The sequence below is a fragment of the Corynebacterium sp. HMSC062E11 genome (assembly GCF_001811845.1).
Lineage (GTDB): Bacteria > Actinomycetota > Actinomycetes > Mycobacteriales > Mycobacteriaceae > Corynebacterium > Corynebacterium hesseae.
The window spans coordinates 33,335-55,399 of sequence record NZ_KV806789.1 but is presented as its reverse complement, the minus strand read 5'-3'; the positions used below and the strand labels follow the sequence as shown (position 1 = coordinate 55,399).

Annotated in this window: 30 protein-coding genes and 1 pseudogene; 19 read left to right on the top strand and 12 right to left on the bottom strand. The window is 60.5% G+C overall.

Going from position 1 to position 22,065, the window contains the following annotated elements:
- From HMPREF2822_RS13655 to HMPREF2822_RS04995, 7 genes and pseudogenes are all read right to left on the bottom strand, one after another.
- Nucleotides 1-716, bottom strand: a pseudogene (locus HMPREF2822_RS13655) (HNH endonuclease); the annotation flags it as partial.
- 187 nt (nucleotides 717-903) lie between these two features.
- Nucleotides 904-1,464, bottom strand: coding sequence for a hypothetical protein (locus HMPREF2822_RS05020; protein WP_070521772.1), 561 nt, complete (start codon nucleotides 1,462-1,464; stop codon nucleotides 904-906).
- Nucleotides 1,457-2,032, bottom strand: a complete 576-nt coding sequence (locus tag HMPREF2822_RS05015) for a DUF6286 domain-containing protein (protein WP_070521769.1) — start codon at nucleotides 2,030-2,032, stop codon at nucleotides 1,457-1,459. The genes HMPREF2822_RS05020 and HMPREF2822_RS05015 overlap by 8 nt, the downstream gene beginning before the upstream one ends.
- A complete protein-coding gene (locus HMPREF2822_RS05010) occupies nucleotides 2,025-2,927 on the bottom strand; it encodes an Asp23/Gls24 family envelope stress response protein (RefSeq protein WP_070521765.1) in 903 nt (300 codons plus the stop codon). The genes HMPREF2822_RS05015 and HMPREF2822_RS05010 overlap by 8 nt, the downstream gene beginning before the upstream one ends.
- Nucleotides 2,927-3,121 carry a hypothetical protein gene (locus HMPREF2822_RS05005; protein ID WP_010189668.1) on the bottom strand — a complete coding sequence of 65 codons (195 nt, stop codon included), beginning with the start codon at nucleotides 3,119-3,121 and terminating at the stop codon, nucleotides 2,927-2,929. The genes HMPREF2822_RS05010 and HMPREF2822_RS05005 overlap by 1 nt, the downstream gene beginning before the upstream one ends.
- A gap of 31 nt (nucleotides 3,122-3,152) precedes the next feature.
- The gene (locus HMPREF2822_RS05000; protein WP_232755593.1) at nucleotides 3,153-3,407 is read right to left on the bottom strand and encodes a hypothetical protein; all 255 of its coding nucleotides are present in this window, start codon (nucleotides 3,405-3,407) and stop codon (nucleotides 3,153-3,155) included.
- 52 nt (nucleotides 3,408-3,459) lie between these two features.
- Nucleotides 3,460-3,957 carry an Asp23/Gls24 family envelope stress response protein gene (locus tag HMPREF2822_RS04995; protein ID WP_070521759.1) on the bottom strand — a complete coding sequence of 166 codons (498 nt, stop codon included), beginning with the start codon at nucleotides 3,955-3,957 and terminating at the stop codon, nucleotides 3,460-3,462.
- A gap of 637 nt (nucleotides 3,958-4,594) precedes the next feature.
- Here HMPREF2822_RS04995 and rpsJ point away from each other — a divergent pair.
- The 12 genes from rpsJ (at nucleotide 4,595) to HMPREF2822_RS04935 (ending at nucleotide 10,681) form a co-directional block, all read left to right on the top strand.
- The gene (gene rpsJ, locus HMPREF2822_RS04990; protein WP_003848085.1) at nucleotides 4,595-4,900 is read left to right on the top strand and encodes a 30S ribosomal protein S10; all 306 of its coding nucleotides are present in this window, start codon (nucleotides 4,595-4,597) and stop codon (nucleotides 4,898-4,900) included.
- A 35-nt stretch (nucleotides 4,901-4,935) separates the two neighbouring features.
- Nucleotides 4,936-5,592, top strand: a complete 657-nt coding sequence (rplC, locus tag HMPREF2822_RS04985; RefSeq protein WP_070521756.1) for a 50S ribosomal protein L3 — start codon at nucleotides 4,936-4,938, stop codon at nucleotides 5,590-5,592.
- Complete coding sequence (rplD, locus tag HMPREF2822_RS04980) at nucleotides 5,589-6,251, top strand: 50S ribosomal protein L4 (protein ID WP_010189650.1); 663 nt, start codon at nucleotides 5,589-5,591, stop codon at nucleotides 6,249-6,251. The genes rplC and rplD overlap by 4 nt, the downstream gene beginning before the upstream one ends.
- Nucleotides 6,251-6,553, top strand: coding sequence for a 50S ribosomal protein L23 (gene rplW / locus HMPREF2822_RS04975; protein WP_070521753.1), 303 nt, complete (start codon nucleotides 6,251-6,253; stop codon nucleotides 6,551-6,553). The genes rplD and rplW overlap by 1 nt, the downstream gene beginning before the upstream one ends.
- A gap of 35 nt (nucleotides 6,554-6,588) precedes the next feature.
- Nucleotides 6,589-7,425, top strand: coding sequence for a 50S ribosomal protein L2 (gene rplB / locus HMPREF2822_RS04970; protein WP_070521750.1), 837 nt, complete (start codon nucleotides 6,589-6,591; stop codon nucleotides 7,423-7,425).
- A 13-nt stretch (nucleotides 7,426-7,438) separates the two neighbouring features.
- On the top strand, nucleotides 7,439-7,717 hold the full coding sequence (gene rpsS / locus HMPREF2822_RS04965) for a 30S ribosomal protein S19 (protein WP_010189646.1): 279 nt from the start codon (nucleotides 7,439-7,441) through the stop codon (nucleotides 7,715-7,717).
- A gap of 3 nt (nucleotides 7,718-7,720) precedes the next feature.
- Nucleotides 7,721-8,083 carry a 50S ribosomal protein L22 gene (rplV, locus tag HMPREF2822_RS04960; protein WP_010189645.1) on the top strand — a complete coding sequence of 121 codons (363 nt, stop codon included), beginning with the start codon at nucleotides 7,721-7,723 and terminating at the stop codon, nucleotides 8,081-8,083.
- Entirely contained in the window at nucleotides 8,083-8,829 is a 747-nt protein-coding gene (gene rpsC, locus HMPREF2822_RS04955) for a 30S ribosomal protein S3 (protein WP_070446580.1), read from the top strand. Before rplV ends, rpsC begins: the two co-directional genes overlap by 1 nt.
- A 3-nt stretch (nucleotides 8,830-8,832) precedes the next feature.
- Complete coding sequence (gene rplP, locus HMPREF2822_RS04950; RefSeq protein ID WP_070521748.1) at nucleotides 8,833-9,249, top strand: 50S ribosomal protein L16; 417 nt, start codon at nucleotides 8,833-8,835, stop codon at nucleotides 9,247-9,249.
- A complete protein-coding gene (gene rpmC, locus HMPREF2822_RS04945; RefSeq protein ID WP_005276944.1) occupies nucleotides 9,249-9,479 on the top strand; it encodes a 50S ribosomal protein L29 in 231 nt (76 codons plus the stop codon). Before rplP ends, rpmC begins: the two co-directional genes overlap by 1 nt.
- A gap of 2 nt (nucleotides 9,480-9,481) precedes the next feature.
- Nucleotides 9,482-9,763, top strand: a complete 282-nt coding sequence (rpsQ, locus tag HMPREF2822_RS04940) for a 30S ribosomal protein S17 (protein ID WP_070521746.1) — start codon at nucleotides 9,482-9,484, stop codon at nucleotides 9,761-9,763.
- Between the two features lie 192 nt (nucleotides 9,764-9,955).
- Entirely contained in the window at nucleotides 9,956-10,681 is a 726-nt protein-coding gene (locus HMPREF2822_RS04935) for a hypothetical protein (RefSeq protein WP_070521743.1), read from the top strand.
- Here the strand turns inward: HMPREF2822_RS04935 and HMPREF2822_RS04930 are convergent.
- Nucleotides 10,678-11,070 (bottom strand): hypothetical protein, encoded by a 393-nt coding sequence (locus tag HMPREF2822_RS04930; RefSeq protein WP_070521740.1) that lies wholly within the window; start codon nucleotides 11,068-11,070, stop codon nucleotides 10,678-10,680. The genes HMPREF2822_RS04935 and HMPREF2822_RS04930 overlap by 4 nt on opposite strands.
- Nucleotides 11,067-11,936: a carbohydrate kinase family protein gene (locus tag HMPREF2822_RS04925; RefSeq protein ID WP_070521802.1), complete on the bottom strand. Its 870-nt coding sequence runs from the start codon at nucleotides 11,934-11,936 to the stop codon at nucleotides 11,067-11,069. The genes HMPREF2822_RS04930 and HMPREF2822_RS04925 overlap by 4 nt, the downstream gene beginning before the upstream one ends.
- Nucleotides 11,937-11,957: 21 nt before the next feature.
- On the opposite strand from HMPREF2822_RS04925, the gene HMPREF2822_RS04920 reads away from it, so the two are divergent.
- From HMPREF2822_RS04920 to HMPREF2822_RS04890, 7 genes are all read left to right on the top strand, one after another.
- The gene (locus tag HMPREF2822_RS04920; protein WP_070521737.1) at nucleotides 11,958-13,280 is read left to right on the top strand and encodes a glycoside hydrolase family 32 protein; all 1,323 of its coding nucleotides are present in this window, start codon (nucleotides 11,958-11,960) and stop codon (nucleotides 13,278-13,280) included.
- 112 nt (nucleotides 13,281-13,392) lie between these two features.
- Nucleotides 13,393-15,399, top strand: coding sequence for a sucrose-specific PTS transporter subunit IIBC (locus HMPREF2822_RS04915; protein ID WP_070521734.1), 2,007 nt, complete (start codon nucleotides 13,393-13,395; stop codon nucleotides 15,397-15,399).
- Between the two features lie 384 nt (nucleotides 15,400-15,783).
- Entirely contained in the window at nucleotides 15,784-16,152 is a 369-nt protein-coding gene (rplN, locus tag HMPREF2822_RS04910; RefSeq protein WP_070521731.1) for a 50S ribosomal protein L14, read from the top strand.
- Between the two features lie 4 nt (nucleotides 16,153-16,156).
- Nucleotides 16,157-16,471: a 50S ribosomal protein L24 gene (gene rplX, locus HMPREF2822_RS04905; RefSeq protein ID WP_005527724.1), complete on the top strand. Its 315-nt coding sequence runs from the start codon at nucleotides 16,157-16,159 to the stop codon at nucleotides 16,469-16,471.
- Nucleotide 16,472: 1 nt separating this feature from the next.
- Entirely contained in the window at nucleotides 16,473-17,024 is a 552-nt protein-coding gene (gene rplE, locus HMPREF2822_RS04900; RefSeq protein WP_070521728.1) for a 50S ribosomal protein L5, read from the top strand.
- Between the two features lie 148 nt (nucleotides 17,025-17,172).
- Nucleotides 17,173-17,958, top strand: a complete 786-nt coding sequence (locus tag HMPREF2822_RS04895) for a formate/nitrite transporter family protein (protein ID WP_070521725.1) — start codon at nucleotides 17,173-17,175, stop codon at nucleotides 17,956-17,958.
- A 446-nt stretch (nucleotides 17,959-18,404) separates the two neighbouring features.
- Complete coding sequence (locus HMPREF2822_RS04890; protein ID WP_070521722.1) at nucleotides 18,405-19,034, top strand: HAD family hydrolase; 630 nt, start codon at nucleotides 18,405-18,407, stop codon at nucleotides 19,032-19,034.
- 66 nt (nucleotides 19,035-19,100) lie between these two features.
- Here the strand turns inward: HMPREF2822_RS04890 and HMPREF2822_RS04885 are convergent, their stop codons facing one another.
- Genes HMPREF2822_RS04885 through HMPREF2822_RS04875 form a run of 3 tightly spaced genes read right to left on the bottom strand, consistent with a single transcriptional unit; the run spans nucleotide 19,101 to nucleotide 22,062 of the window.
- Nucleotides 19,101-19,796 carry a DUF1868 domain-containing protein gene (locus HMPREF2822_RS04885; RefSeq protein ID WP_070521719.1) on the bottom strand — a complete coding sequence of 232 codons (696 nt, stop codon included), beginning with the start codon at nucleotides 19,794-19,796 and terminating at the stop codon, nucleotides 19,101-19,103.
- 11 nt (nucleotides 19,797-19,807) lie between these two features.
- A complete protein-coding gene (locus HMPREF2822_RS04880; RefSeq protein WP_083303817.1) occupies nucleotides 19,808-21,142 on the bottom strand; it encodes an ABC transporter substrate-binding protein in 1,335 nt (444 codons plus the stop codon).
- Nucleotides 21,142-22,062, bottom strand: coding sequence for a carbohydrate ABC transporter permease (locus tag HMPREF2822_RS04875; RefSeq protein WP_083304504.1), 921 nt, complete (start codon nucleotides 22,060-22,062; stop codon nucleotides 21,142-21,144). The genes HMPREF2822_RS04880 and HMPREF2822_RS04875 overlap by 1 nt, the downstream gene beginning before the upstream one ends.
- Nucleotides 22,063-22,065 lie beyond the last annotated feature (3 nt).

The following is a 22,065-nucleotide window of genomic DNA, read 5'->3' as shown; positions in this document are numbered from 1 at the left end:
GGTCCTTCAAGAGGGTGCACGATGGTGGCATACCCAATCTCGGCAAATTTGTGGGTGAGGAATTCTGCCCCGGTCATGCGCCCGCCGTTGGTGAGGTTGAGTTCGATGTCGTCCCCGTCGCCGTTGATGATTTGGTCGAGCTCGTTGAGGGTGACGATGACTTGGGTGCGCACCGCAGGTTTAGAACCGCCTGCTTCTTTGAAGAAGATGTCGTTGGCGGCTTGAAGCAGGTCGGTGGTGTTGGTGGATTCGAGTACGCCGCGCATGTTGGCGATGGTGGTGGCGTCGTCAGTAATGGAGAGCGTGTTGGGGCCTTGTGCACGGTAGGTGATGCGCACGCCTGGTTTGGCTATGCGTTTGGAGCGGAGTTCTTTCAGTCGTGTGGCGGCGACGGTGGGGATGCGGTGTGCGGGTGTTCCTGCGAGTTTGATTCGCAGGTTCCAGGCGTCGAGGGTTTTCTTGACTTTTGCGGTGTAGGACTCGATGAGTGTGAGGGTGCCGAGGCTGTGGCGTTGTTGAAGGGCTGCGGTACGGGCTTTGCGTTGTTTGCCGCTGAAGCGGGTGGGGCCGAAGTAAACCTGGTTAAGGCGTGCTAGTTCGGCAGCATCGGAAGCAGAAGCGCCGAGCGCGCGGAGCTCGTCGGGTGAGCCAGGAATGTTTTCCACCAGCGCAATCCCCGAGTTGCGTAGGCGGATGTAGGTTTCGATATCCCCCATGAGCACAGAGACTAAAACAGCACCGTGGGCCCCGCAACCGGAACGGGCAAAATTCCTGCTCAGAGGCGGGGTTAACGCCGACTAAGGGCAGGGAAAGGGATTGGTTGGGGGAACGGCAGCTGTGGGGAGGGACGAAACGAGAAAAGCCCCTCAGGTGAGGGGCTTAAAGGCTCAACGCGCGCTGCGCTTAGGCGGACTGGACCTTCGTGAAGTGGACCTTGTACCGCGTATCCACATCCATCCCAGGGAACGCCGCGCGGAAGTCACTGTCATTAACCTCAATGGCGTCCTTGATACGCAGCAAGGGCGTATCAGGATCCGCCAACACTTCATACTGCAGCGTCGGCCGCGAGCGGTCATAGGCCACGAGCCGCGAAACCTTCTCAACGCCTTCTACCGCCGCGAGGGTATCCGCCACCGCACCCGCAATCGCAGACATCTCCGTTTTAATCGCGCCTTCCTCATCGGAGGCATCCGAGGGCACCGCGTTAAACCGATGGTGCCGCAGGTTGCTAATGACGAGCCACAGGCCGGCGAGGCTGCAGATGATCGTCGCCAAGCACAGCGCATACGGCCACCATGACTGTTCCGGCAAACCAGCCCACGTATCGTGGTCCACCCAGGACGCCAAATATGTGGCGAAGGGGACCTCGAAGTGTATAAGAATCGGCCACGCGCCCAACGCAATGAGCAGGAGCCCCAAGACAGCGAGAATCGTGCGGTCTATACCTGCGAGCGTCTTAGACATTGGCAACCTCCTCATCATTTTCAATCACCACGGTGATGTCTGGGGGCGGGGTAATCGCCGCAAGCGCCGCCGTTACGGCTTCAGTGACGCGGGCCTTGAGCTGGGCGTCGTCAGTATCGCCCGTCGCGGTCACCGTGATCTGAGAGCGGCCTTGTGAAATCTTCGCCCGACTCCGCGCCGCCACGGTTCCCGGCACCCGACGCGCCGTTGCCGACGCCACGCGGGCAATGTCCACCGCGCGCAGCCACATCGACGCCTCGTCGGAACCGATCTGCACGTGCAGGGCCTTGCGCGGCGCGCACGCCGCCCACAGCAGAATCAACCCGACAACGATGGCGACGCCCCCGGCTATCAGCATCCAGGTGTCGACAGTCGGCGTGGACATCACGTCGATGAATGGCTGTAGCCACGAGACACCGCCCTCCTTGGCACCCACGACCCAGGCTTCGCGCCCCGCGACGACGGCCGCGGCGAGCAGCAGAATGCCGACGATGATGGTCCACCCGCGCGCCGGCGGGGATGCCTTTGGGCGCTGGCCAAAGCCAACGGGAAGGGAGCTCTCACTCATGATGGACTCCTTCGCGGATAGTGATGGCACGCAGCGGCGTCGGCCGTGGAATGTCGACCCGGCGTGTGAACTCGGCGGAAGGCCGAATCTCAATGGGGCGTAGCTGGAGCGGCTCGGCGTGCGGGGTGCGTAGGGGAGCAGCCTGCGGGACCTGAACCCGCCGCGGCTGGACGGGGCGGGGAGCCTCAACGCGGCGCAGCGCGAATTCCCGCGGAGCCGGTACGGAACGGACGGCCACGGGCGCGGGGGTGGCGACAGCGCGCAGCGGCTGCGGCGGGGCTGTGCGAACAGGGCGCAGCTCGTCGTAGCGGTGCTCGCCAGGGCCGAAACCTTCCGTGCGCACCTCAACGTCCGCTTGCTTGCCGACGCCCCTCACCTTCACCGCCTCCGGCACCGCCACCGCGCGTACCGTCACCGGTGAGGGGACCGCAACCTGGTGAACCTTTGCGTGCGGTGAGACCTCTACCGGCTTCAGGGCACGTTCCGGAACAATCGCTGGAATCTGCGGGGTTAGCGGCGCGCGGGTGTCGACCGCCAGTGCGGTCGTGCGCTCGCCCGCGACCGCGCCGGCGACCGTCACGTTGACGCGGGTGGTACGAAAGCCCGTGAAATCGCGGACGGCTTCCCGAATCGTCGTGCGGACGGCCTTCGCCACTGCGGTGACGGGGGAGGGCCAGTACACAGCGATGTCGACGTCGACCGCCACCATCTGTGTATCCGGGTCCATCTGCGCCATCACACGCGGAAAGGCGCGGCCGGCGAGGCCGGCTAACTTAGCGTCGACAGCCGCGGTTCCCGGCACGCTCGCAATGGCGGCGCTGATGACCTTTTCCATCGCACGCAGGGAAAAGCGGGTCCGCCCGGCGAGGGCGACCCCGGTAGAATCGGTGCGCACTAGCCTCGGCCTCTATCCTGGCCGACCACGCCCTTCCACACCGCGGTGAGGTCAATGCGGCCGTCGAAATGCGCGCCGATGACGCCGCCGACCGCGGCGAGCAGCACCGCCAGCGCGACGTACCACACGCCGAGGTAGATGAAAAAGGCCAGAACCAAGCCGGCAATCACGCCGAGGGAGGTGTAGTTCTTCATGGTTTTCCTTTAGTTCTGTGTGTCGGTTCCTCTACACCGCGTCGTCGAAGACAACGTCCACGCGGCGCGCCGCGGGCCAGGTGTTGCGGACGGTGGTGCGGATGACGGCGCCAAGCTCGGCGAGCGGAACGCCGGCGCTGACATCAACGACGACGTGCAGCTCCAGGTGCGTGTCATCCTGCGGGGTGGGGCGGCGGATGCCGTGTATGCGCTCACCGGGAAACAGGAGCGCGACCTCCCCGAACCGGCCGGGCGAGAGCTTGGCGACGCCCCTCAGATCCGTCACCGCCGCCACTATGGACTGCGCGATGGAGGGGGTCAGCTCGGCAGGGGCCACGTTATGCCTGGCCCTGGGTAACCGCCGGGGCTGACTCGGTGGAATCCTGCTCTTCCTTCGGCAGCTTGACGTCGTGGACGACGACGTCAACGCGGTCCACGCTCAGGCCGGTCATGCGCTCGACCGCGTTCATGATGTTGCGGCGGATGGCCTCGGCGAGCTCGTGGATGGCCACGCCGTACTCGGCGATGATGGCGATATCAATGGAAGCGGTGCCGTTGTTCACCTCGACGGTGACGCCCTGGCGCACGTCCTCGGAAGCGCCGAAGGATTCACGGATGGAACCCATCATGCGGGCGCCGCCGCCACCGAGGGCCGCGACACCGGAAACCTCGCGGGCGGCGATTCCGGCGATCTTGGACACGACGACGTCATCGATGCGGGTGGTGCCGAAGTCGGTCTCCAGGTTCTTGTTGCGCTCCGGTGCGGGTGCCGGGGTGGCGTCGCCAGCCTGAGTGTTCTGCTCGGCAACGTCCTTGGGGGTGGTGTTCTCAGCCATGCTCAATCCTTTTCATTGTGTAGTTGGTACCTACGTCACGAGCTTATCGCCGAACGCATAACGTGGGGCGGCGGGGAGGCAATCCTTGCCCAAAACGTGATGTTACCCACTGTTTCGGCAGGAGTTTGGAAAACGCGAGGTTACGTGCTTAAATACAGGGGTTGCTTTAACACAGCAACGTAGCCGCAGGCGCAAGCTTGTAGGGCGTTGTTGCTGGTAAGGCGAACATGACACCTTTGTTGTGGAGTTCATTCCAGAGCTGCACGCGAAGGTCATCCGATCGGGCTAGGTCCGCGCTTGAGCAGAGGCACCCCGAGAAGATGGACCGGAGAAGGGGCATGGCAAATAAACAGCGGCAGTATATGAATAAGACTTTGGTTGCGGATCGTTGAGATCTAACGCCCCAGTCTTCTTCCTATTTACTTTGACTACGGGTCTTGTACCCCGTCACGAGCACTGCACTCTGGGCTTTGCCTTAAGTCACTCTCGTGGTCGTCATGACAGTCAGACAACTGGCGTTGAGCCATGGCTTCCAGCCCGGACAACGTTATAGAGAAATCGAGAAGCAATTTCCCACCGCTTCACGCCCCGGATAGGCCGGGTATGTGAAAGTGGGGAAGCGAGGAAGAGGATAAGCGTGGCGGGACAAAAAATCCGCATTCGGCTGAAGGCCTACGACCACGAGGCCATCGACGCTTCTGCTAAGAAGATCGTCGAGACCGTTACCCGTACGGGTGCTCGTGTTGTCGGCCCGGTGCCGCTCCCAACCGAGAAGAACGTATACGCCGTTATTCGTTCTCCGCACAAGTACAAGGACTCTCGCGAGCACTTCGAGATGCGCACTCACAAGCGCCTCATCGACATTCTCGACCCGACCCCGAAGACCGTTGACGCCCTGATGCGCATCGACCTTCCGGCAAGCGTCGACGTGAATATTCAGTAAGCGATCGACACAACGTATTTGGTGGAGAACAAACAATGAGTGAAAACGAGATCAAGGGAATTCTGGGCACCAAGCTCGGCATGACCCAGGTCTTCGACGAGGAGAACCGCGTTGTGCCGGTGACCGTCGTCGAGGCTGGCCCGTGCGTGGTTACCCAGATCCGTACCAAGGAAACCGATGGCTACAACGCCATCCAGATTGCCTTCGGCGAGAAGGACCCGCGCAAGGCCAACAAGCCGGCCGCTGGTCACTTCAAGAAGGCTGGCGTGACCCCGCGCCGCTACGTCGCTGAGATCCGCATGGACGATACCTCCGCATACGAGGTCGGTCAGGAGGTCAAGGTGGACATCTTCGAGGGCGTGACCTTCGTTGACGTCACCGGCACCACCAAGGGTCACGGCTACGCCGGCGCCATGAAGCGCCACGGCTTCGCAGGCCAGGGCGCTGCCCACGGTAACCAGGCTGCTCACCGCCGCGTTGGTGGCATCGGTGGCGCTTCGTTCCCGGGCCGCGTCTTCAAGGGTAAGCGCATGGCTGGCCGCATGGGCCAGGACCGCGTGACCACCCAGAACCTGAAGATTCAGAAGATTGATGCCGAGTCCAACCTGCTGCTCATCAAGGGTGCTATCCCGGGTGCGCGCGGTGGCCTCGTCACCGTTAAGACCGCAGTGAAGGGCGGTGCACACGCATGAGCAACCTCAAGCTAGACGTCCAGACCGCTGACGGTAAGACCAACGGCACCGTTGAGTTGCCGGCCGAGCTCTTTGACACCGAGGCATCCATTGCTCTGATGCACCAGGTTGTCAACGCACAGCTCGCCGCCGCTCGTCAGGGTACCCACAAGACCAAGACCCGCGGCGAGGTCCGCGGTGGTGGTCGCAAGCCGTTCCGCCAGAAGGGCACCGGCCGCGCCCGCCAGGGTTCCATCCGTGCTCCGCACTACACCGGCGGCGGCACCGTGCATGGCCCGGTCCCGCGTGACTACTCCCAGCGCACCCCGAAGCGCATGATCAAGGCTGCTCTCTACGGCGCACTGTCTGACCGTGCACGTAACGAGCGCATCCACGTCATCGAGGAGCTCGTCCCGGGCCAGACCCCGTCCACCAAGCAGGCCAAGGCCTTCATCGAGCGCCTCACCGACCGCAAGAACGTTCTTCTGGTCATCGGCCGCGAGGACATCAATGCTCGCCGCAGCGCCAACAACCTGCCGAACGTCCAGATCCTGGACGCCGGTCAGCTGAACACCTACGACGTCCTCTACTCGGACGACGTTGTGTTCTCCGTTGAGGCTCTGCACACCTTCGTCGAGCGCGCTACCGGCGCTGCCGAGGAAGCTAAGGAGGAGAAGTAATGGCTAAGCTCGCTAACCCGCGCGACGTCATCATCGCACCGGTTGTGTCCGAGAAGTCGTACGGCCTCATGGAGCAGAACGTGTACACGTTCTACGTCTCCACGGACTCCAACAAGACCCAGATTAAAGATGCCGTCGAGCAGATCTTCGGCGTGCAGGTTGCTTCCGTGAACACCGTGAACCGTGCAGGCAAGCGCAAGCGCACCCGCACCGGTTTCGGTCAGCGTAAGTCCACCAAGCGCGCCTACGTGACGCTCCGTGAAGGCAGCGACTCCATCGACGTCTTCGGCGCAGGCGCTTAAGCCCCACCGAAGAGCCGAAAGGAAAAGGAAGAATTATGGCTATTCGTAAGTACAAGCCGACAACTCCGGGTCGCCGCGCATCCTCCGTGTCCGAGTTCGAGGAAATCACTCGCTCGACCCCGGAGAAGTCCCTGCTGCGCCCGCTGAGCAAGACTGGTGGTCGTAACAACTACGGCCGCATCACCCCCCGCCACATCGGCGGTGGCCACAAGCGCCGTTACCGTCTCATCGACTTCCGTCGTACCGACAAGGACGGCATCCCCGCAAAGGTCGCTCACATCGAGTACGACCCGAACCGTACCGCTAACATCGCCCTCCTGCACTACGCAGACGGCGAGAAGCGCTACATCATCGCCCCGAAGGGCCTGAAGCAGGGCGCCATCGTTGAGGCTGGTGCGAACGCAGATATCAAGGTTGGCAACAACCTGCCGCTGCGCAACATCCCGACCGGTACCACCATCCACGCTGTGGAGCTCAAGCCGGGCGCTGGCGCTAAGCTGGCTCGCTCCGCTGGTGCCTCCATCCAGCTGCTGGGTAAGGAGGGCAAGTACGCCATCCTGCGTATGCCGTCCTCTGAGATCCGTCGCGTCGACATCCGTTGCCGCGCCACCGTCGGTGAGGTTGGCAACGCTGACCAGATGAACATCCGCTGGGGCAAGGCCGGCCGTATGCGCTGGAAGGGCGTCCGCCCGACCGTCCGCGGTGTCGTTATGAACCCGGTCGACCACCCGCACGGTGGTGGTGAGGGTAAGACCTCGGGTGGTCGCCACCCGGTGTCGCCGTGGGGCCACAAGGAAGGCCGCACCCGCAACCCGAACCGTTACTCGAACAATATGATCGTGCGCCGTCGTCGCCCGAACAAGAAGCGCTAAGAGGAGGTAAACAATGCCACGCAGCCTTAAGAAGGGCCCGTTCGTCGATGAGCACCTCCTCAACAAGGTTGATGCTCAGAACGAGGCCGGCACCAAGCAGGTCATCAAGACCTGGTCTCGCCGCTCCACCATCCTGCCCGATTTCATCGGTCACACCTTCGCCGTCCACGACGGCCGCAAGCATGTGCCGGTGTTCGTTGAGGACTCCATGGTTGGTCACAAGCTCGGTGAGTTCGCACCCACCAAGACCTTTAAGGGTCACGTCAAGGACGACAAGAAGGGACGTCGATAAGCGATGAGTGACACCATCACCTCCGCATCCGCAACGGCTCGCTACGTCCGCGTTACCCCGATGAAGGCACGCCGCGTCATCGACTTGGTCCGCGGTAAGTCCGTAGCCGAGGCACTTGCAATCCTGAAGTACGCTCCGCAGGGCGCCGCTGAGCCGGTTGCCAAGGTCGTTGCATCCGCAGCTGCCAACGCTGAGAATAACTTCGGCCTGGATCCGCGCACCCTGGTCATCTCCGAGGCATACGCTAACGAGGGTCCGACCATGCGTCGTTTCCAGCCGCGCGCACAGGGCCGCGCATTCATGATTCGTAAGCGCACCAGCCACATCACCGTGGTTGTCGAGAGCCAGAAGGAAGGGGCCAAGTAATGGGCCAGAAGATCCATCCTCACGGCCTACGTTTGGGCATCACTTCCGACTGGAAGACCCACTGGTACGCCGATAAGGACTACGCAAACTACGTAGCCGAAGACATCAAGATCCGCGAGTACCTGGAGAAGGGCCTCGACCGCGCCGGCATTGCCGACGTCGTCATCGAGCGCACCCGCGACCGCGTCCGCGTGGACATTCACACCGCCCGCCCGGGCATCGTGATTGGCCGCCGCGGCGCTGAGGCTGACCGCATCCGCCGCGAGCTGGAGAAGCTCACCGGCAAGATGGTTGCCCTCAACATTCTCGAGGTCAAGCAGGTTGACGCCAACGCAACCCTGGTTGCACAGTCCATCGCGGAGCAGCTGGTTAACCGTGTCGCATTCCGTCGTGCAATGCGTAAGGCTATCCAGTCCGCTATGCGCCAGCCGCAGGTCAAGGGCATCAAGATTCTGCTGTCCGGCCGCCTGGGCGGTGCAGAAATGTCTCGCGTTGAGCGCTACCACGAGGGTCGCGTTCCGCTGCACACTCTTCGCGCCGAAATCGACTACGGCACCGCAGAGGCCCACACCACCTTCGGCCGCATCGGCATCAAGGTGTGGATCTACAAGGGTGACGTTGTCGGTGGCGTGCGCGAGTCCGAACTGAACGCTCCGGCGCAGGGCCGTGGCCGCGGTGACCGTAACGGTCGCTCGCGCCGTGGTGGCCAGCGTCGTCAGCGCGCACAGCAGAAGCAGGAGGGCTAATCCATGCTGATTCCTAAGCGCGTCAAGTACCGTCGCCAGCACCGCCCGACCCGCTCGGGTGTGTCCAAGGGCGGTAACCGCATCAACTTCGGTGACTACGCCATCCAGGCTCTCGAGCCGGCGTACATCACCAACCGCCAGATTGAGGCCGCACGTATTGCCATCAACCGCCACGTTAAGCGCGGTGGCAAGGTGTGGATCAACATCTTCCCGGACCGCCCCTTGACCCAGAAGCCGCTCGGCGTGCGTATGGGTTCCGGTAAGGGTCCCGTCGAGAAGTGGGTTGCCAACGTTAAGCCGGGCCGCATCCTCTTCGAGATGACCTACCCGAACGACGAAGTTGCCATCGAGGCCCTGCGCCGCGCTGGCCAGAAGCTTCCGTGCAAGGTCCGCATCATCAAGAAGGAGGACCAGTTCTAATGGCTACCGGTACCCCCGCCCACGAGTTCCGTGAGCTCGACAACGCTGAGCTGGAAACCCGCCTGAAGGATGCGAAGGAAGAGCTCTTCAACCTTCGTTTCCAGAAGGCCACTGGCCAGCTGACCAACAACCGCCGCATCGGCACGGTTAAGCGCGACATCGCCCGCATCTACACCGTTCTGCGCGAGCGCGAGCTGGGCCTGTCCGTTGCTCCGGGAGCTGAGGCTTAATCATGAGTGAGGCAAACGTGAACACTAAGAAGGAAAAGGGCGCTCGCAAGACCCGCACCGGCATCGTTGTCTCCGACAAGATGGACAAGACCATCGTTGTCGAGCTCGAGGACCGCAAGCAGCACGCCCTCTACGGCAAGATTATGCGCACTAACAAGAAGGTTAAGGCGCACGACGAGAACGAGACCGCCGGCATCGGCGACCGCGTTCTCATCGCCGAGACTCGCCCGCTGTCCAAGGACAAGCACTTCCGTCTCGTTGAGATCGTGGAGAAGGCTAAGTAAAATCTAGCCCTCCTCGATATCAATCAATGGCCCCCACGGTTTACGTGGGGGCCATTTTTATGCGCTCTTCACTTCCGCATCCAGCACGCCAGAGACACCAGCCTGTCAGGGGAGCGGTCTCCAGTTATGGGGATTAAGCTGCGAAAACGTGTTAGGGTAAGGCCGTTCATCTCCTGAAAGGCCAAACTCTCTATGTCCGCGTTCTCTCGCTCTCTGTTTACCCTTGTCTGCGCTTCCTCTGTTGCAGCCCTAGTCGGTTGCACCGCGGAGGAGCCTGCACCTGTCGCTTCCGACGCCTCCACCGTAGATGCTGTCGACGTCGCTGATTCAGCCACGGAGGAGGCCCAGGAAGAGGACGCGCACCCACAACCGAGCATCGAAGCGGCCGGACCCAACCCGACGCTACCAGCCGGCTATACACCTGGCTCCGCTGATTTTGGCTCGGCTGACGGCGCGAAGACGCCCAACGCACAAGATGTAGCTAAAGACGGCGCGGGCACCTCCGCCGCCAGCGGCATTGACAAGTGCGTGTACCGGAAGGATCGCGTCCGCAGCGAGGGCAATCCTGCCGATGTTCCCTCCACTGTTTCGGGTACCGTACACAGGGCAAAAGCAGGCGACCTCGACGGTGGAGAGCCCGGCATCGTCTTGCCCGAATATGCCTCGGAAGAGGTGTGGGTCCTGGCCTTGGACGCGCCCACCACGTTGAGCGGTACCAAGAGCGGCAGGCCGGGTGAGGTGGAGGTTCGTGCAAACCAGGAATGCATCGGAATAGTCGGCAATGGGGATTTGTGGGACGGCTACGAAGGAATGAAGGCCACCTTGCCGATCGATGCCACGAGCGGATTCTGGCAAAGCGATGTGAGTGTCCCGATGGGCACGCTGCGCATGCCCTACATACCGGCAGATATTCTTTAGCGCACCCGCCGGTGTGTGAGCGCGATAGCGATGCTAAAGACGCTGAGCACCGCGCCCACCGCGAGAAGAAACGTGCCGATACGGTAGGGCGCGGCGCTGGCCAGGTCGACGGTGCGAAAGACCTTGAGCCACACCAGCCAGCCCGCGATGAGCGCAACCGCGCCCAGCGCGGAGATAGCGCGCAGCCCCCGGGTGGGGCGCTGGGCGGGGGAGAAGGCGTGGTAGGAGGCGTCGACAAGCGCGGCGCCTCCCAACAGCACCGACAGCACCACCGCAGCTGGCACCGGCAGAAGCGCGCCCGTGCCGAAGACGACGGGCAAAATGAAGGACACCGTCACCACGAGGAAGAGCAGGCCGTGGAGCCCGGTCGTGCGCAGGGGATAGCTCATAGTAGTTCCTCCACCTCAGAAAGCGTGGGCGGCTGCGCGCCCGTGCGGGAAACAGTAATGGCTGCGGCCGTCGCCGCAAAGTGCAGGATCTCCTGCCACTCCTCGACGCTCAAAGCGCTAATGTCCCGCTCCACCAACTGTCTTAAGAGCGCGGCCATCACCGTGTCGCCCGCGCCGATGGTGTCCGCCACCTCCACCGTAACCGGCGGGACCTGCAGCGACACCGAGTCCGTGCGCACGCTCAGACCTTCGGCGCCACGCGTGGTCACGACCACGGGCACCTGCGAAAGTGCGTCCTCACCGAGGAATTCAACCTCCTCCTCGCTCAGCTTCAACAGCGTGACGTGTGGCAGCAAGGACAACAAAAACTCGCGGTGCGCCGGGGTGGCGAAGAAGGGGCGGATGTTCGGATCCAGCGCCACCTTCGTGCCCTGCGCCGCAAGCTCCTGGAGCAGCTCGGCATAGCGGGATGCGCCCGGCTCCAGGGCGAGGGAGACGGTGCCGAAGCAGGCCCAGGGGACGTCAGCAAGCACAGGCTCCACCAGCCGGTCCGCCGTGCCCTCCGTATAGAAGGAGTAGGTGGCCGAGCCGTCCTCCCCGATGTTGCAGACCGCCAGCGTTGTGGGCTCGTCACCGCGCTGCACGAGCGAGGTATCCACTCCTTCTTTATGTAGGCGCTCCACGAGCGCCTGCCCGAATGCATCCCGCGAAAGCCGCGATTGAAAACCCACGCTTGCGCCCAAACGACCCGCCGCGACCGCCACGTTGAAGGGGCCGCCGCCCAACGCTGGGGTGAGATCCGCCAGCCCCCCGCGTCCGCGCGGAACGAGGTCAACGAGGCCTTCGCCACACACCATAATGTCCATAGAGCCCATACTATCGGGAGCATGAACTACCGTCCGCACTTCCATCTCTCCCCGCCGTCTGGTCGCCTTAACGATCCAAACGGGGTCTTCTTCGACGGCGATAACCTGCACGTTTACTATCAGCACGACCCCTGCTTCCCACACGCGCCGAAGCAGACGGGCTGGGGGCACGCCGTGACTTCCCTGAGCGAGCCGCAGCCCTGGCGGCACTTCCCGGACGCGCTCTATCCCATCCGTGAGCACGACGCCCACGGCTGTTATTCCGGTGGCGCGGTGGTCGACGGCGAGGATGTCTGGCTGTTTTATACCGGCAACCTCAAGCGCGATGGCGTGCGGATTCCCTCGCAGAACCGTGTCCGCGCGGTTGATGCCGGCGGTCCGGAAGGCGGCTTCTATGAGCACGACGCCGCGAACCCGCTCATCGACGGGCCCGCCGCAGGTTTCACCGGGCATTACCGCGATCCCCAGATCACCCGCGACAAGGACGGCTGGCGTATGGTGCTCGGCGCCCAGGCGGAGGATGAAACCGGGCACGTGGTGCTCTATCGCTCCACGGACTTGGCGCAGTGGTCTTTTAAGGGTGCGCTCACCTTTGACACCTCAGGCGCTGAGCCGGGCCTGAGCCCCGACCTGGTGCCGGGCGGCTACATGTGGGAATGCCCGAATTTGCTCACGCTGCGGGACCGCGCCACGGGGGAGGACAAGGACGTCCTGGTCATCTGCCCACAAGGTTTAGATCCCGTGCGCGGTAACGCCACGCACTACGCCTCCTCCGACCAGTGCGGCTACCTCGTGGGCCGGCTTGAGAGCACGGTTTTCCACGTGGAGCGCGGTTTCAGCGAGGTGGACTATGGCCACCAGTTCTATGCGCCGCAGCTGGTGGAGAAGGATGGCGAGGCCATCATGCTGGGGTGGATGGGGCTGCCCGCGCAGGATGACACCCCGACTGTCGCCCAGGGCTGGGTGCATACGCTGACGCTTCCGCGGCGCGTCTGGCTGGAGGATGGCTGGTTGCGCCAGGCACCGCTGTGGTCGCTAGGGTCTGCGCCGACGGGGCCGGCGCGAGAGGGGTTCGGTTCGGTGGCCACGCTGCAGGCTGGGGAGGGCACTTATGCGCTTGTCGACGCCTCCGATGCCACCGCCTTCCTCGTAGCTTACGGCGGGGGAGAGCTGCGGCTCACGTCTGGCGAAGATGAACGCGTCGTGCCGTGTCCGGCAGGAACACTGGAGCTCATCGCTGATGGCTGCGCGGTGGAGGTCTTTGCGGGCGATGGGCGGATTGCGGGGGCGTCGGCAGTCTTTGGTGCCGGTGACGCTCGCTGGCGCGGCTGGGAAGCCCGGTAGGGTGTGAATTTTCCTATATTTGCGCCCGAATGGTTGGCTTTATGTTGGGTAACGTGTCTAATGGGAGGTGACGCTATTTAATTCATCTCACTCTCCGAGGAGGCACGCCGGTATGGATCACAAACAGGTCGCGGCGCGAACACTCAAAGCAATCGGCGGCGAAGACAACATTGTGGCGCTCGCGCACTGCGCCACCCGCCTGCGCATGGTGCTGAAAGACAGTAAAAAAGTCGATACGGCCGCACTAGAAAACGATCCGGACCTCAAGGGCATCTTTGAGGCCGGGGGCATGTTCCAGGTCATCGTCGGTCCGGGCGATGTCAACATCGTATTCGACCAGATCAACGCGATGACCTCGAAGGATATCGCAGTTTCTACTGACAAGCTCAAGGACATCGCCGCCGACTCCGGCAATTGGTTCTCCCGGGCGGTGAAGGTCCTCGCGGATATCTTCGTGCCGCTCATCCCGATTCTGGTCGGCGGCGGTCTGCTCATGGCGCTCAACAATGTGCTGACCGCCAACGGGCTGTTCGGCGAGCAATCCGTCATCGAGATGTTCCCGGCCATGGCGGATGTCGCCGGGCTCATCAACCTCCTGGCCTCCGCGCCGTTTGCTTTCCTGCCCATCCTGGTGGGCTTCACCGCCACCAAGCGCTTCGGCGGCAACGAGTTCCTCGGTGCGGGCATGGCCATGGCCATGGTGATGCCGGACCTGGTGAACGGCTATCAGGTGGCCGCGACCATCGAGGCGGGGGAGATGTCCTACTGGAACATCTTCGGCCTCGATGTTGCCCAGGCAGGGTACCAGGGTTCCATCCTGCCGATCCTGGTCATCGCGTGGATTCTGGCCACGATTGAGAGATTCCTGCACAAGCACCTCAAGGGCACCGTGGACTTCATGCTCACCCCGCTGCTCACGTTGCTGGTGACGGGTTTTATCACCTTCATCGCGGTTGGTCCTATTCTGCGCACGGCGGGCGACATGCTTGGCGCTGGTCTCAACGATCTTTATACCTTTGCCGGCCCGGTGGGCGGCTTCATCTTCGGTTTGTTCTACTCGCCGATCGTTATCACCGGCCTCCACCAGTCCTTCCCGCCGATTGAGACGATGCTGTGGAACGAGGGCGGTTCCTTCATCTTCGCGGTGGCCTCCATGGCCAACATTGCTCAGGGTGGCGTGGCCTTGGCGGTCTACTTCCTGGCCAAGTCGGAGAAGCTCAAGGGCTTGTCGGGCGCCTCGGGTGTTTCCGCGCTCTTCGGCATTACCGAGCCCGCCATCTTCGGTGTGAACCTTCGCCTGCGCTGGCCGTTCTACATCGGCATGGGCGCGTCCGCAGTGGCCTCGACGCTCATCGCGCTTCTCGACGTCAAAGCTACCGCCCTCGGCGCCGCCGGCTTCATCGGCTTCGTCTCAATGCGCCCGGAGGATTACACGCAGTTCTTCATCTGCGCCTTCGTCTCCCTCATCCTCTCCTTCGGCGTGGCCTTTGTATATGGCCGCTACCTCATCTCCAAGAACGGCTCCATCGATCCCGATGAGGTCGGTACCGCCAACGCCAACGTAGGAGGGGCGGTTCCTGCCGCCACCGCTGATCCGAATGCCTACCGCGTGGCCTCCCCGCTGGCCGGAAAGGCCATCGCGTTGGAATCGGTCTCCGACCCGATGTTTGCCGCCGGCAAGCTGGGCGCGGGCGCGGCCATCGAGCCGAGCGAGGGGCGCCTCGTCTCCCCGATTGCTGGCAAGGTCACCGTCACCTTCCCCTCCAAGCACGCCTATGCCGTGCGCGGAAAGGATGCCGACGGCAACAACGTTGACATCCTCATGCACATCGGTTTCGACACCGTGAACCTGAAGGGCGAGCACTTTACCTCGCACGTCTCCAAGGGCGATGAGGTCAAGGCCGGTGACCTCCTCTGCGAGTTCGATATCGCCGCCATCAAGGCGGCGGACTACCCGGTGACAACACCTGTGGTGGTATCCAACTCGAAGAAGACGGGCCCAGTCCTCCCGGCCTATGCCACCGGTGCGGAAATCACCTTCGGGGATGCATTACTCACCGTGGACCCGAAGCCGAAACCTGCGGCTACCACCACCGCCGCTTCGGCGGAGAAGGCCTAGAGCCTCCGTCCGCCGATTCCATAAGTGCAGACCTGGAAGTACAGCACGGTCGTCGCCAAGCACTGCGCGTGCGCTTGACGACGTCCACCAGCGCCTCTGCACTTCCGGGTCTGCACATTTGGGTTTGGGAGGATGGGAAGTTCTGTGGGGGCGGGGAAACAGTGGGGTGCGCGATTTGGGGAAACAGTGGGGGACATGCTTGAATGTATGGGTTGCATATGGTCGGTCGGTGCAGCGCGATGCGTTTCCGAATCGCCACACCGAGACCCTTCGACCGCTGTGAACAGCGAGTTCGTCGCACAGCCTATGCCACGCAAGCAAGTAGACCAGGTGTGTCAAGGACGGAAATCTTGACGCACGTTAATCCAGGTCAGGAGACCCATAGTGATTCAGCAAGAATCGCGTCTGCGCGTCGCCGACAACTCCGGTGCACGAGAGCTCCTCGTCATCCGCGTTCTCGGCGGCTCCGTTCGACGTTTCGCTGGCATTGGTGACGTTGTCGTTGCCACTGTCAAGGAAGCCACCCCGGGTGGCAACGTGAAGGAAGGCGATGTCGTCAAGGCCGTCATCGTCCGTGCCAAGAAGGAGACCCGTCGCCCGGACGGCTCCTACATCGCATTCGATGAAAACGCCGCAGTTATTCTCAAGGGCGACAATGAGCCGCGCGGTACCCGCATCTTCGGCCCGGTTGCTCGCGAACTTCGTGATAAGCGCTTCATGAAGATCGTTTCTCTCGCACCGGAGGTGATCTAATCTTATGAAGATTCATAAGGGCGATATGGTGATCGTCATTTCGGGCCCGGACAAGGGCGCGAAGGGCAAGGTCATCGAGGCATACCCGAAGCGCGACAAGGTCCTCGTTGAGGGCGTCAACCGCGTCAAGAAGCACGTTGCTAACTCCGCTACCGAGCGTGGCGCCGAGTCCGGCGGAATCGTTACCCAGGAAGCTCCGATCCACGTGTCCAACGTTGCGATCGTTGACTCCGAGGGCAACCCGACCCGCGTGGGCTACCGTTTCGACGAAAACGGCAAGAAGGTCCGCATCGCACGTAGCAACGGGAAGGACATCTAACATGAGCGAGAACTACACTCCGCGTCTGAAGACCCGCTACCGCGAGGAAATCAAGAAGACTCTGAACGACGAGTTCAAGTACGACAACGTGATGCAGATTCCGGGCGTCACCAAGGTCGTTGTCAACATGGGCGTGGGCGACGCTGCCCGCGACTCCAAGATGATCAACGGCGCTCTCGAGGACCTTACCGCTATCACCGGCCAGAAGCCGCAGGTGCGTCGCGCTAAGAAGTCCATCGCTAACTTCAAGCTCCGTGAGGGCATGCCCATCGGCGCACGCGTTACCCTGCGCGGCGACCGCATGTGGGAGTTCCTGGACCGCCTGCTGACCATCGCGCTGCCGCGTATTCGTGACTTCCGCGGTCTCTCCGACCAGCAGTTCGACGGCCACGGCAACTACACCTTCGGTCTCACCGAGCAGACCATGTTCTACGAGATCGACATCGACAAGGTGGACCGCCCGCGCGGTATGGACATCACCGTCGTGACCACCGCTACCAACGACGAGGAGGGCCGCAAGCTCCTGCGCGAGCTCGGCTTCCCGTTCAAGTAAAGTAGCGCTTGAATCATTCCCCCGGCACTCCGTGAAGGAGCTCCGGGGGAATTTTTGTGTCTGCGCCACTGGTGAGTTTCGTCACCCTGAGCGCGGGGGAGTACACTACGAGCGTCTGAGAAGTCTGCGTCCCCCAGTGAGGTAAGAAATGTCCCTGAATGATGCTTCGGCAGCCGCGGTAAAGAAAAAGGTTGCGTTGCTCGACGAGTCCTTTGGCCGGTTTGCCGTGCGCTCCACCCTGGCGGGTGTGTACCTCGCCATCGGTACGGCGTTTGCTGCGGTGATGGGGATGGGCGTCGAGAAGCATGTGGAAGGCATGGGCTCGCTGGTGTTTGCCTGCCTGTTCGGCTTGGGCCTGTTTGCCATCGTCCTTCTCGGCGCGGAGCTGGCCACCGGCAACATGATGTACATGGTCTATGGCGCCGTAACTAAACAGGTGGGCTGGGGCAAGGGCCTGTGGCTGCTGGTGGTCACGACGCTGTTTAACCTAGTCGGTGCCGCCCTCTTTGCCGCAGCCATGGGAATGTCGGCCAAGCTGGGCGGAATCGACCCCAACCATCTCATTGCCAACCTCTCGATGGGCAAGCTGACCAAGGGCCCAGGCGGACTGCTGGTGGAGGCCATGCTGGCCAACTTCGTGGTCAACATGGCTATCGTCGGCGCGGTCTTTGCTAAGGACGTGGTGTCCAAGTTCTTCGTCATCGTGCCGATCATCACCTGCTTCGTGGGCCTAGGCCTGGAGCACGTTATTGCCAACTTCTGCCTGATGACCCTGACCTTCTTCTGCGCCAGCCCGCTGCCGGAAGGCTTTACCCTCGGCGCGGTGTTGGCCAACTGGTCCATCGTGTGGGTGGGAAACCTCATCGGCGGCGGCTTCCTTATTGGCGGCGTGTACGCCTGGCTTAACTCTGGCCCGGAGGCGTACCGCGACTAGTCTTCTCACCGCCTCGGGCGAATCGGCCGTGGAGTAGCTTTCGGAACTGTTGGGGCTCTAAGAACCACGCAGTTCGTGGTCCGTGCAATGGTCCGGTTGGCCGATGGTTCGTCCAGTCATTCTTCCGTACTTCTTCAAGAATCCCTCCGCGGACAAAGACATCGGTTAAGGCGCCGAGTCTCGTGGCTACGAAGACTGACAGTGCCGCTATTCGTGGTGTGGAAAAGCGGGCAAGATCTCTCCCTTCTTAAGAGCAACGCTGAGTCCATCTAGCGCAGATTAACGACAAGTAAACAGCCAAGATGGCCTAAAGATGAATCTTTTCTGTTGCGCCCAAAATATCCATTACGCCAGGTCAGCCAGAAAATTCGGGCGCTACACTGTGATTCGTACGTACTGAATTGTGCGAAGAGAGTTAGAGATTTCTTTTGGTATGAGGAGAGGCTATGACAATCGTTGTGTTTGATATTGGCAAGGTGTTGGTGCCGGAGGGAGATAGGGTTCCGCGCCTGGTTAACTTCATTACCGAGTGCGGATTGCCAGTGGATACAGAGGCGTTGATGAACGCGTATTGGGCCCATCGCGATGCTTACGACTTGGGGATGTCAGACGAGGAGTATTGGCCGAAGGTTCTTCTCGATGCGGGACTTGCACCTACTGAAATCGAGCATGTTGATTCCGCAGCATTGGGTGCCCTCGACGGTGAGCGGAACTCTGCAACTACCTCCGAGACTGCGGACTTCCTTGCGGAGCTTCATGCCGCTGAGGTGCCCGTTGCACTCTTGAGCAATGCACCGCATTCGATGGCGCGGGCGGTAAAAACTTCTCCGTGGGCGCAAGAGATTGCAGTACAAGTGTTTTCTTCTGAGGTGGGGGTTGCTAAACCGAGCCAAGAGATTTTTCGTATAGCCGAAAGGGAAATTGAGACATCCTTTGGCCCTCACAAGCGTGAAGACGTTGTGTTCTTTGACGATCGCCCAGTAAACATCGAAGGCGCCCAAGCGTTTGGCTGGCAAGGACAGCTCTGGGAGGGAGTGGGGCCCGCGCGTACTGTTCTAGCTGACGTATTGACCTAGCGTGACCCAGCTGAAAAAGATTGCCCTGGCCACACCAGAATGTGAGGCCAGGGCATTCTCTATTGTCTATCGCTCTCTCGGATCGAAGTAGAGCAAAGGCGGGAAGCTCTGCATGTCGTTAAACAAGGAGAAAAAAGCAGGTTCGAGGTTGATAACGCCCATCTCCTGTAACCAGGAATTATAAAGCTCCTCGGCCTCGGAGAGTTCCTCCAGGTTTCCTTCTGCCTGGGTAAGGCGGTAACCCAATGTGGAGTGTAGCTGGTAGTGCTCAAGGCTTGTCACGGGAATCTCGAGCGCCTCTCCAATATCACAACGAAACCGTTCGATCTCCTGACGAACTGACTCATCGGCCGGCTTCAATTTGACGGTCAGGTGTTCGTCGAGTGGGTACATCTCTACAGCGCGCACCGCAAGTGCCTTGGGCCCTTCAATGTTGGCTTCAACGAGGCGTTGACGCATCCGGACAACCGAATCAGGAAAATCATCGGTTTCGTTGAGCCAAGCTGGCCAAGCTTCTTTCTGACCGAGTAGAGATCGATGCTTGAGGCCATTGAGGAGGGTCATGTGGAAGCTGGAAGGAACGGTGAAGCCGTAATCGGTTTCCCAACCTCTAGACTTAATGTCGTCTTGAATTCTAATTTCAACTTGTTGGAACTCAGAGCCTTCAGGAACATGTGCAACAAAAGTAGAGCCTGGATGGCGACGAACATCGCCGCGCTCGGTGAACTTTTCCCAAGTATGGGGATTGGCAATCTTGGTCATTGAACTAGTACCTACTTACTTGCTCGTTTGTTATAGGAGGCAATGGCAGAGTCCGCCGTTTCTTGAGCAGTTTCGAATTCTGCCCTTGGGTCTTTGCCATTGGCGATGGCTGACATGGCTTGGCTATAGGACTTACGAGCGTCATTCAAGGCGCCGGTATGGCATCCAGCGGTAACAGTGTTGACTGGCGTAGAAGCATACTGCTCTAACAGCGACTTTTGCTGGGGGCTTAGATCTGTCAGAGAATCCATGGCTGCAGTTGTAGTCGGTAGGTAACCGGTTTCGTCAAAAATTTTCTTTTGAATTTCATCCGAACCGACAAACTTCATAAATTCCCAAGCAGCGGTTTGTTCCTCTTTTGAAGTACCTTCTTCGATTACCCACAGAGAGTTTCCTCCAGGAGCTGCGCCAGCGGCGTCAGTATCTCGTGGTAAGGCGTGAATGGACCAGTCCCAATCGAGGTTTGCCTCAGCGACGTTTCCGTAACCGCCAGAGGAGTTCATCTGGATAGCAGCATTTTGGCTAAGAAATGCGCCCGTGGCTGCAGACCCATCACTGCCCGCATCATGGATTGCACCCTCCTTGTAGAGCTCACTGATGGTCGTCCACATATCGACAAGCTGAGGGTCGTCAATTCTGAACGTTGAAGCCTTTTCAGACGTAGTGCCATTCTCTGGTGTACAAAACTCGTTGCCCAACATGGCTGCCATCTCTTCGACATACCAGCCTGAGTGGTGGAAAGTTAATCCAGCCTTGCCAGTCTTGCCGTGCAGCTTTTCTACAGCTTCCATGAGCCCCTCGGTGGTGCTCAATGACGATGGATTGATACCAGCGTCTGCGAAGGCTTCGTCATTGACATACAAGACCGGTTGCGACACCATCGCTGGCATCGAGTAAATCTTGTCTCCCATCGTGTAGTAGTTGGCGACGATGGGAACAAGATCGTTGAAGTCATAGTCGCCATTTTCCTTTGCCAAGTCTTCAGCCGGGATAGCGAGCCCTGAGTCCATCATGAAGCGACTTTGAATGTCGCTAGCTTGCATGAGTGCTGGTAAATGGCCAGTTTGGACCGAGGCGATGAACTTGGAAATTGAGTCTTCATATGCTCCCTGATAAGAAGCATGAATTTCGTACTCGCCTTCATGCTCCGAATTGAATTGGTCAACAATAGCTTGGAGCGTGTCGCCAGAGGCACCTGAAGAGGAATGCCAGAAGTCCACCACAATTTCACCGGCTTCATTTCTTGGCACCGAGTCAGAGGATGAGCCGCAGGCGGTAACTCCAAAAGCAGGGATAGCCACGGCAGTGACTACAGACAAGAGCTTCGCGCGGGAAGAAAAAGGCATTACTTGACAGCTCCTTCGGTGAGGCCGCGGCTCAGGTATTTTTGGCCGAATATCACGAGGATTATTGTGGGCAGAGCGGCAATTAGAAGGCCAGCGAGCACAAGGCCAGTGTCGACGGCAGTTTCATCCGCCAAGGCTTTGATACCCGGCTGAATGGTGCGTACAGAGGGAGATTGGGTAATTAGCAGTGGCCACATGTAGCCATTCCAAGCGGCAATTGCACCGGTGACTAGTGCAGTCATGCATACCGAACGATTCAAAGGAAGAAGGAAAGTAAAGAGGAACCGAATCCTGCTGACGCCTTCGAGTTTCGTTGCTTCATAGATCTCCTTGGGAAACTGCTTGAAAGCTTGATAGAACAAGAAGATTGTGAAGGATGATGCGACATAGGGAAGGAAGATTGCGATGACTGTGTCGTAAAGGCCCATCTCACTCACAGTGAGATAGTTACCAATCACCGAGACCTCGGAAGGAATCATCATTGGGATGAGAAAGAAACCGAGGATCTTTCCAGGCATGGGAATACGGCCGAAAGCCAAGGCGAAGGCCGCAAGAACCGATGTAATAAATTGGCCTCCGGTTTGGCAAACCGTGACAATCAGTGAGTTCACAAGCTGTTGACCAACTTGGGACTGCTCCCATGCTCGTGGATAGTTTGAACCGACGAAATCACCGAAGAACAGCGTTTGGATGCCGGCTTGAATATCTGCTGTGGAACGTACAGACCCGACGAACGCGTAGACGACAGGAAATATGATAAAGATGCATGCAATAAGTAGCCAGACCCATATGAGTGCCGTCATCAACGGTGAGCGCAGCTGAGAACTGGGATTAGGAGTCGTTTGGGTAGTTTGGGAGCGCTTTTGTCGGCGGACCCGATTCACTCTTTTGTTCGGGGTGTCTGAGGTGCGAGACATCATGCT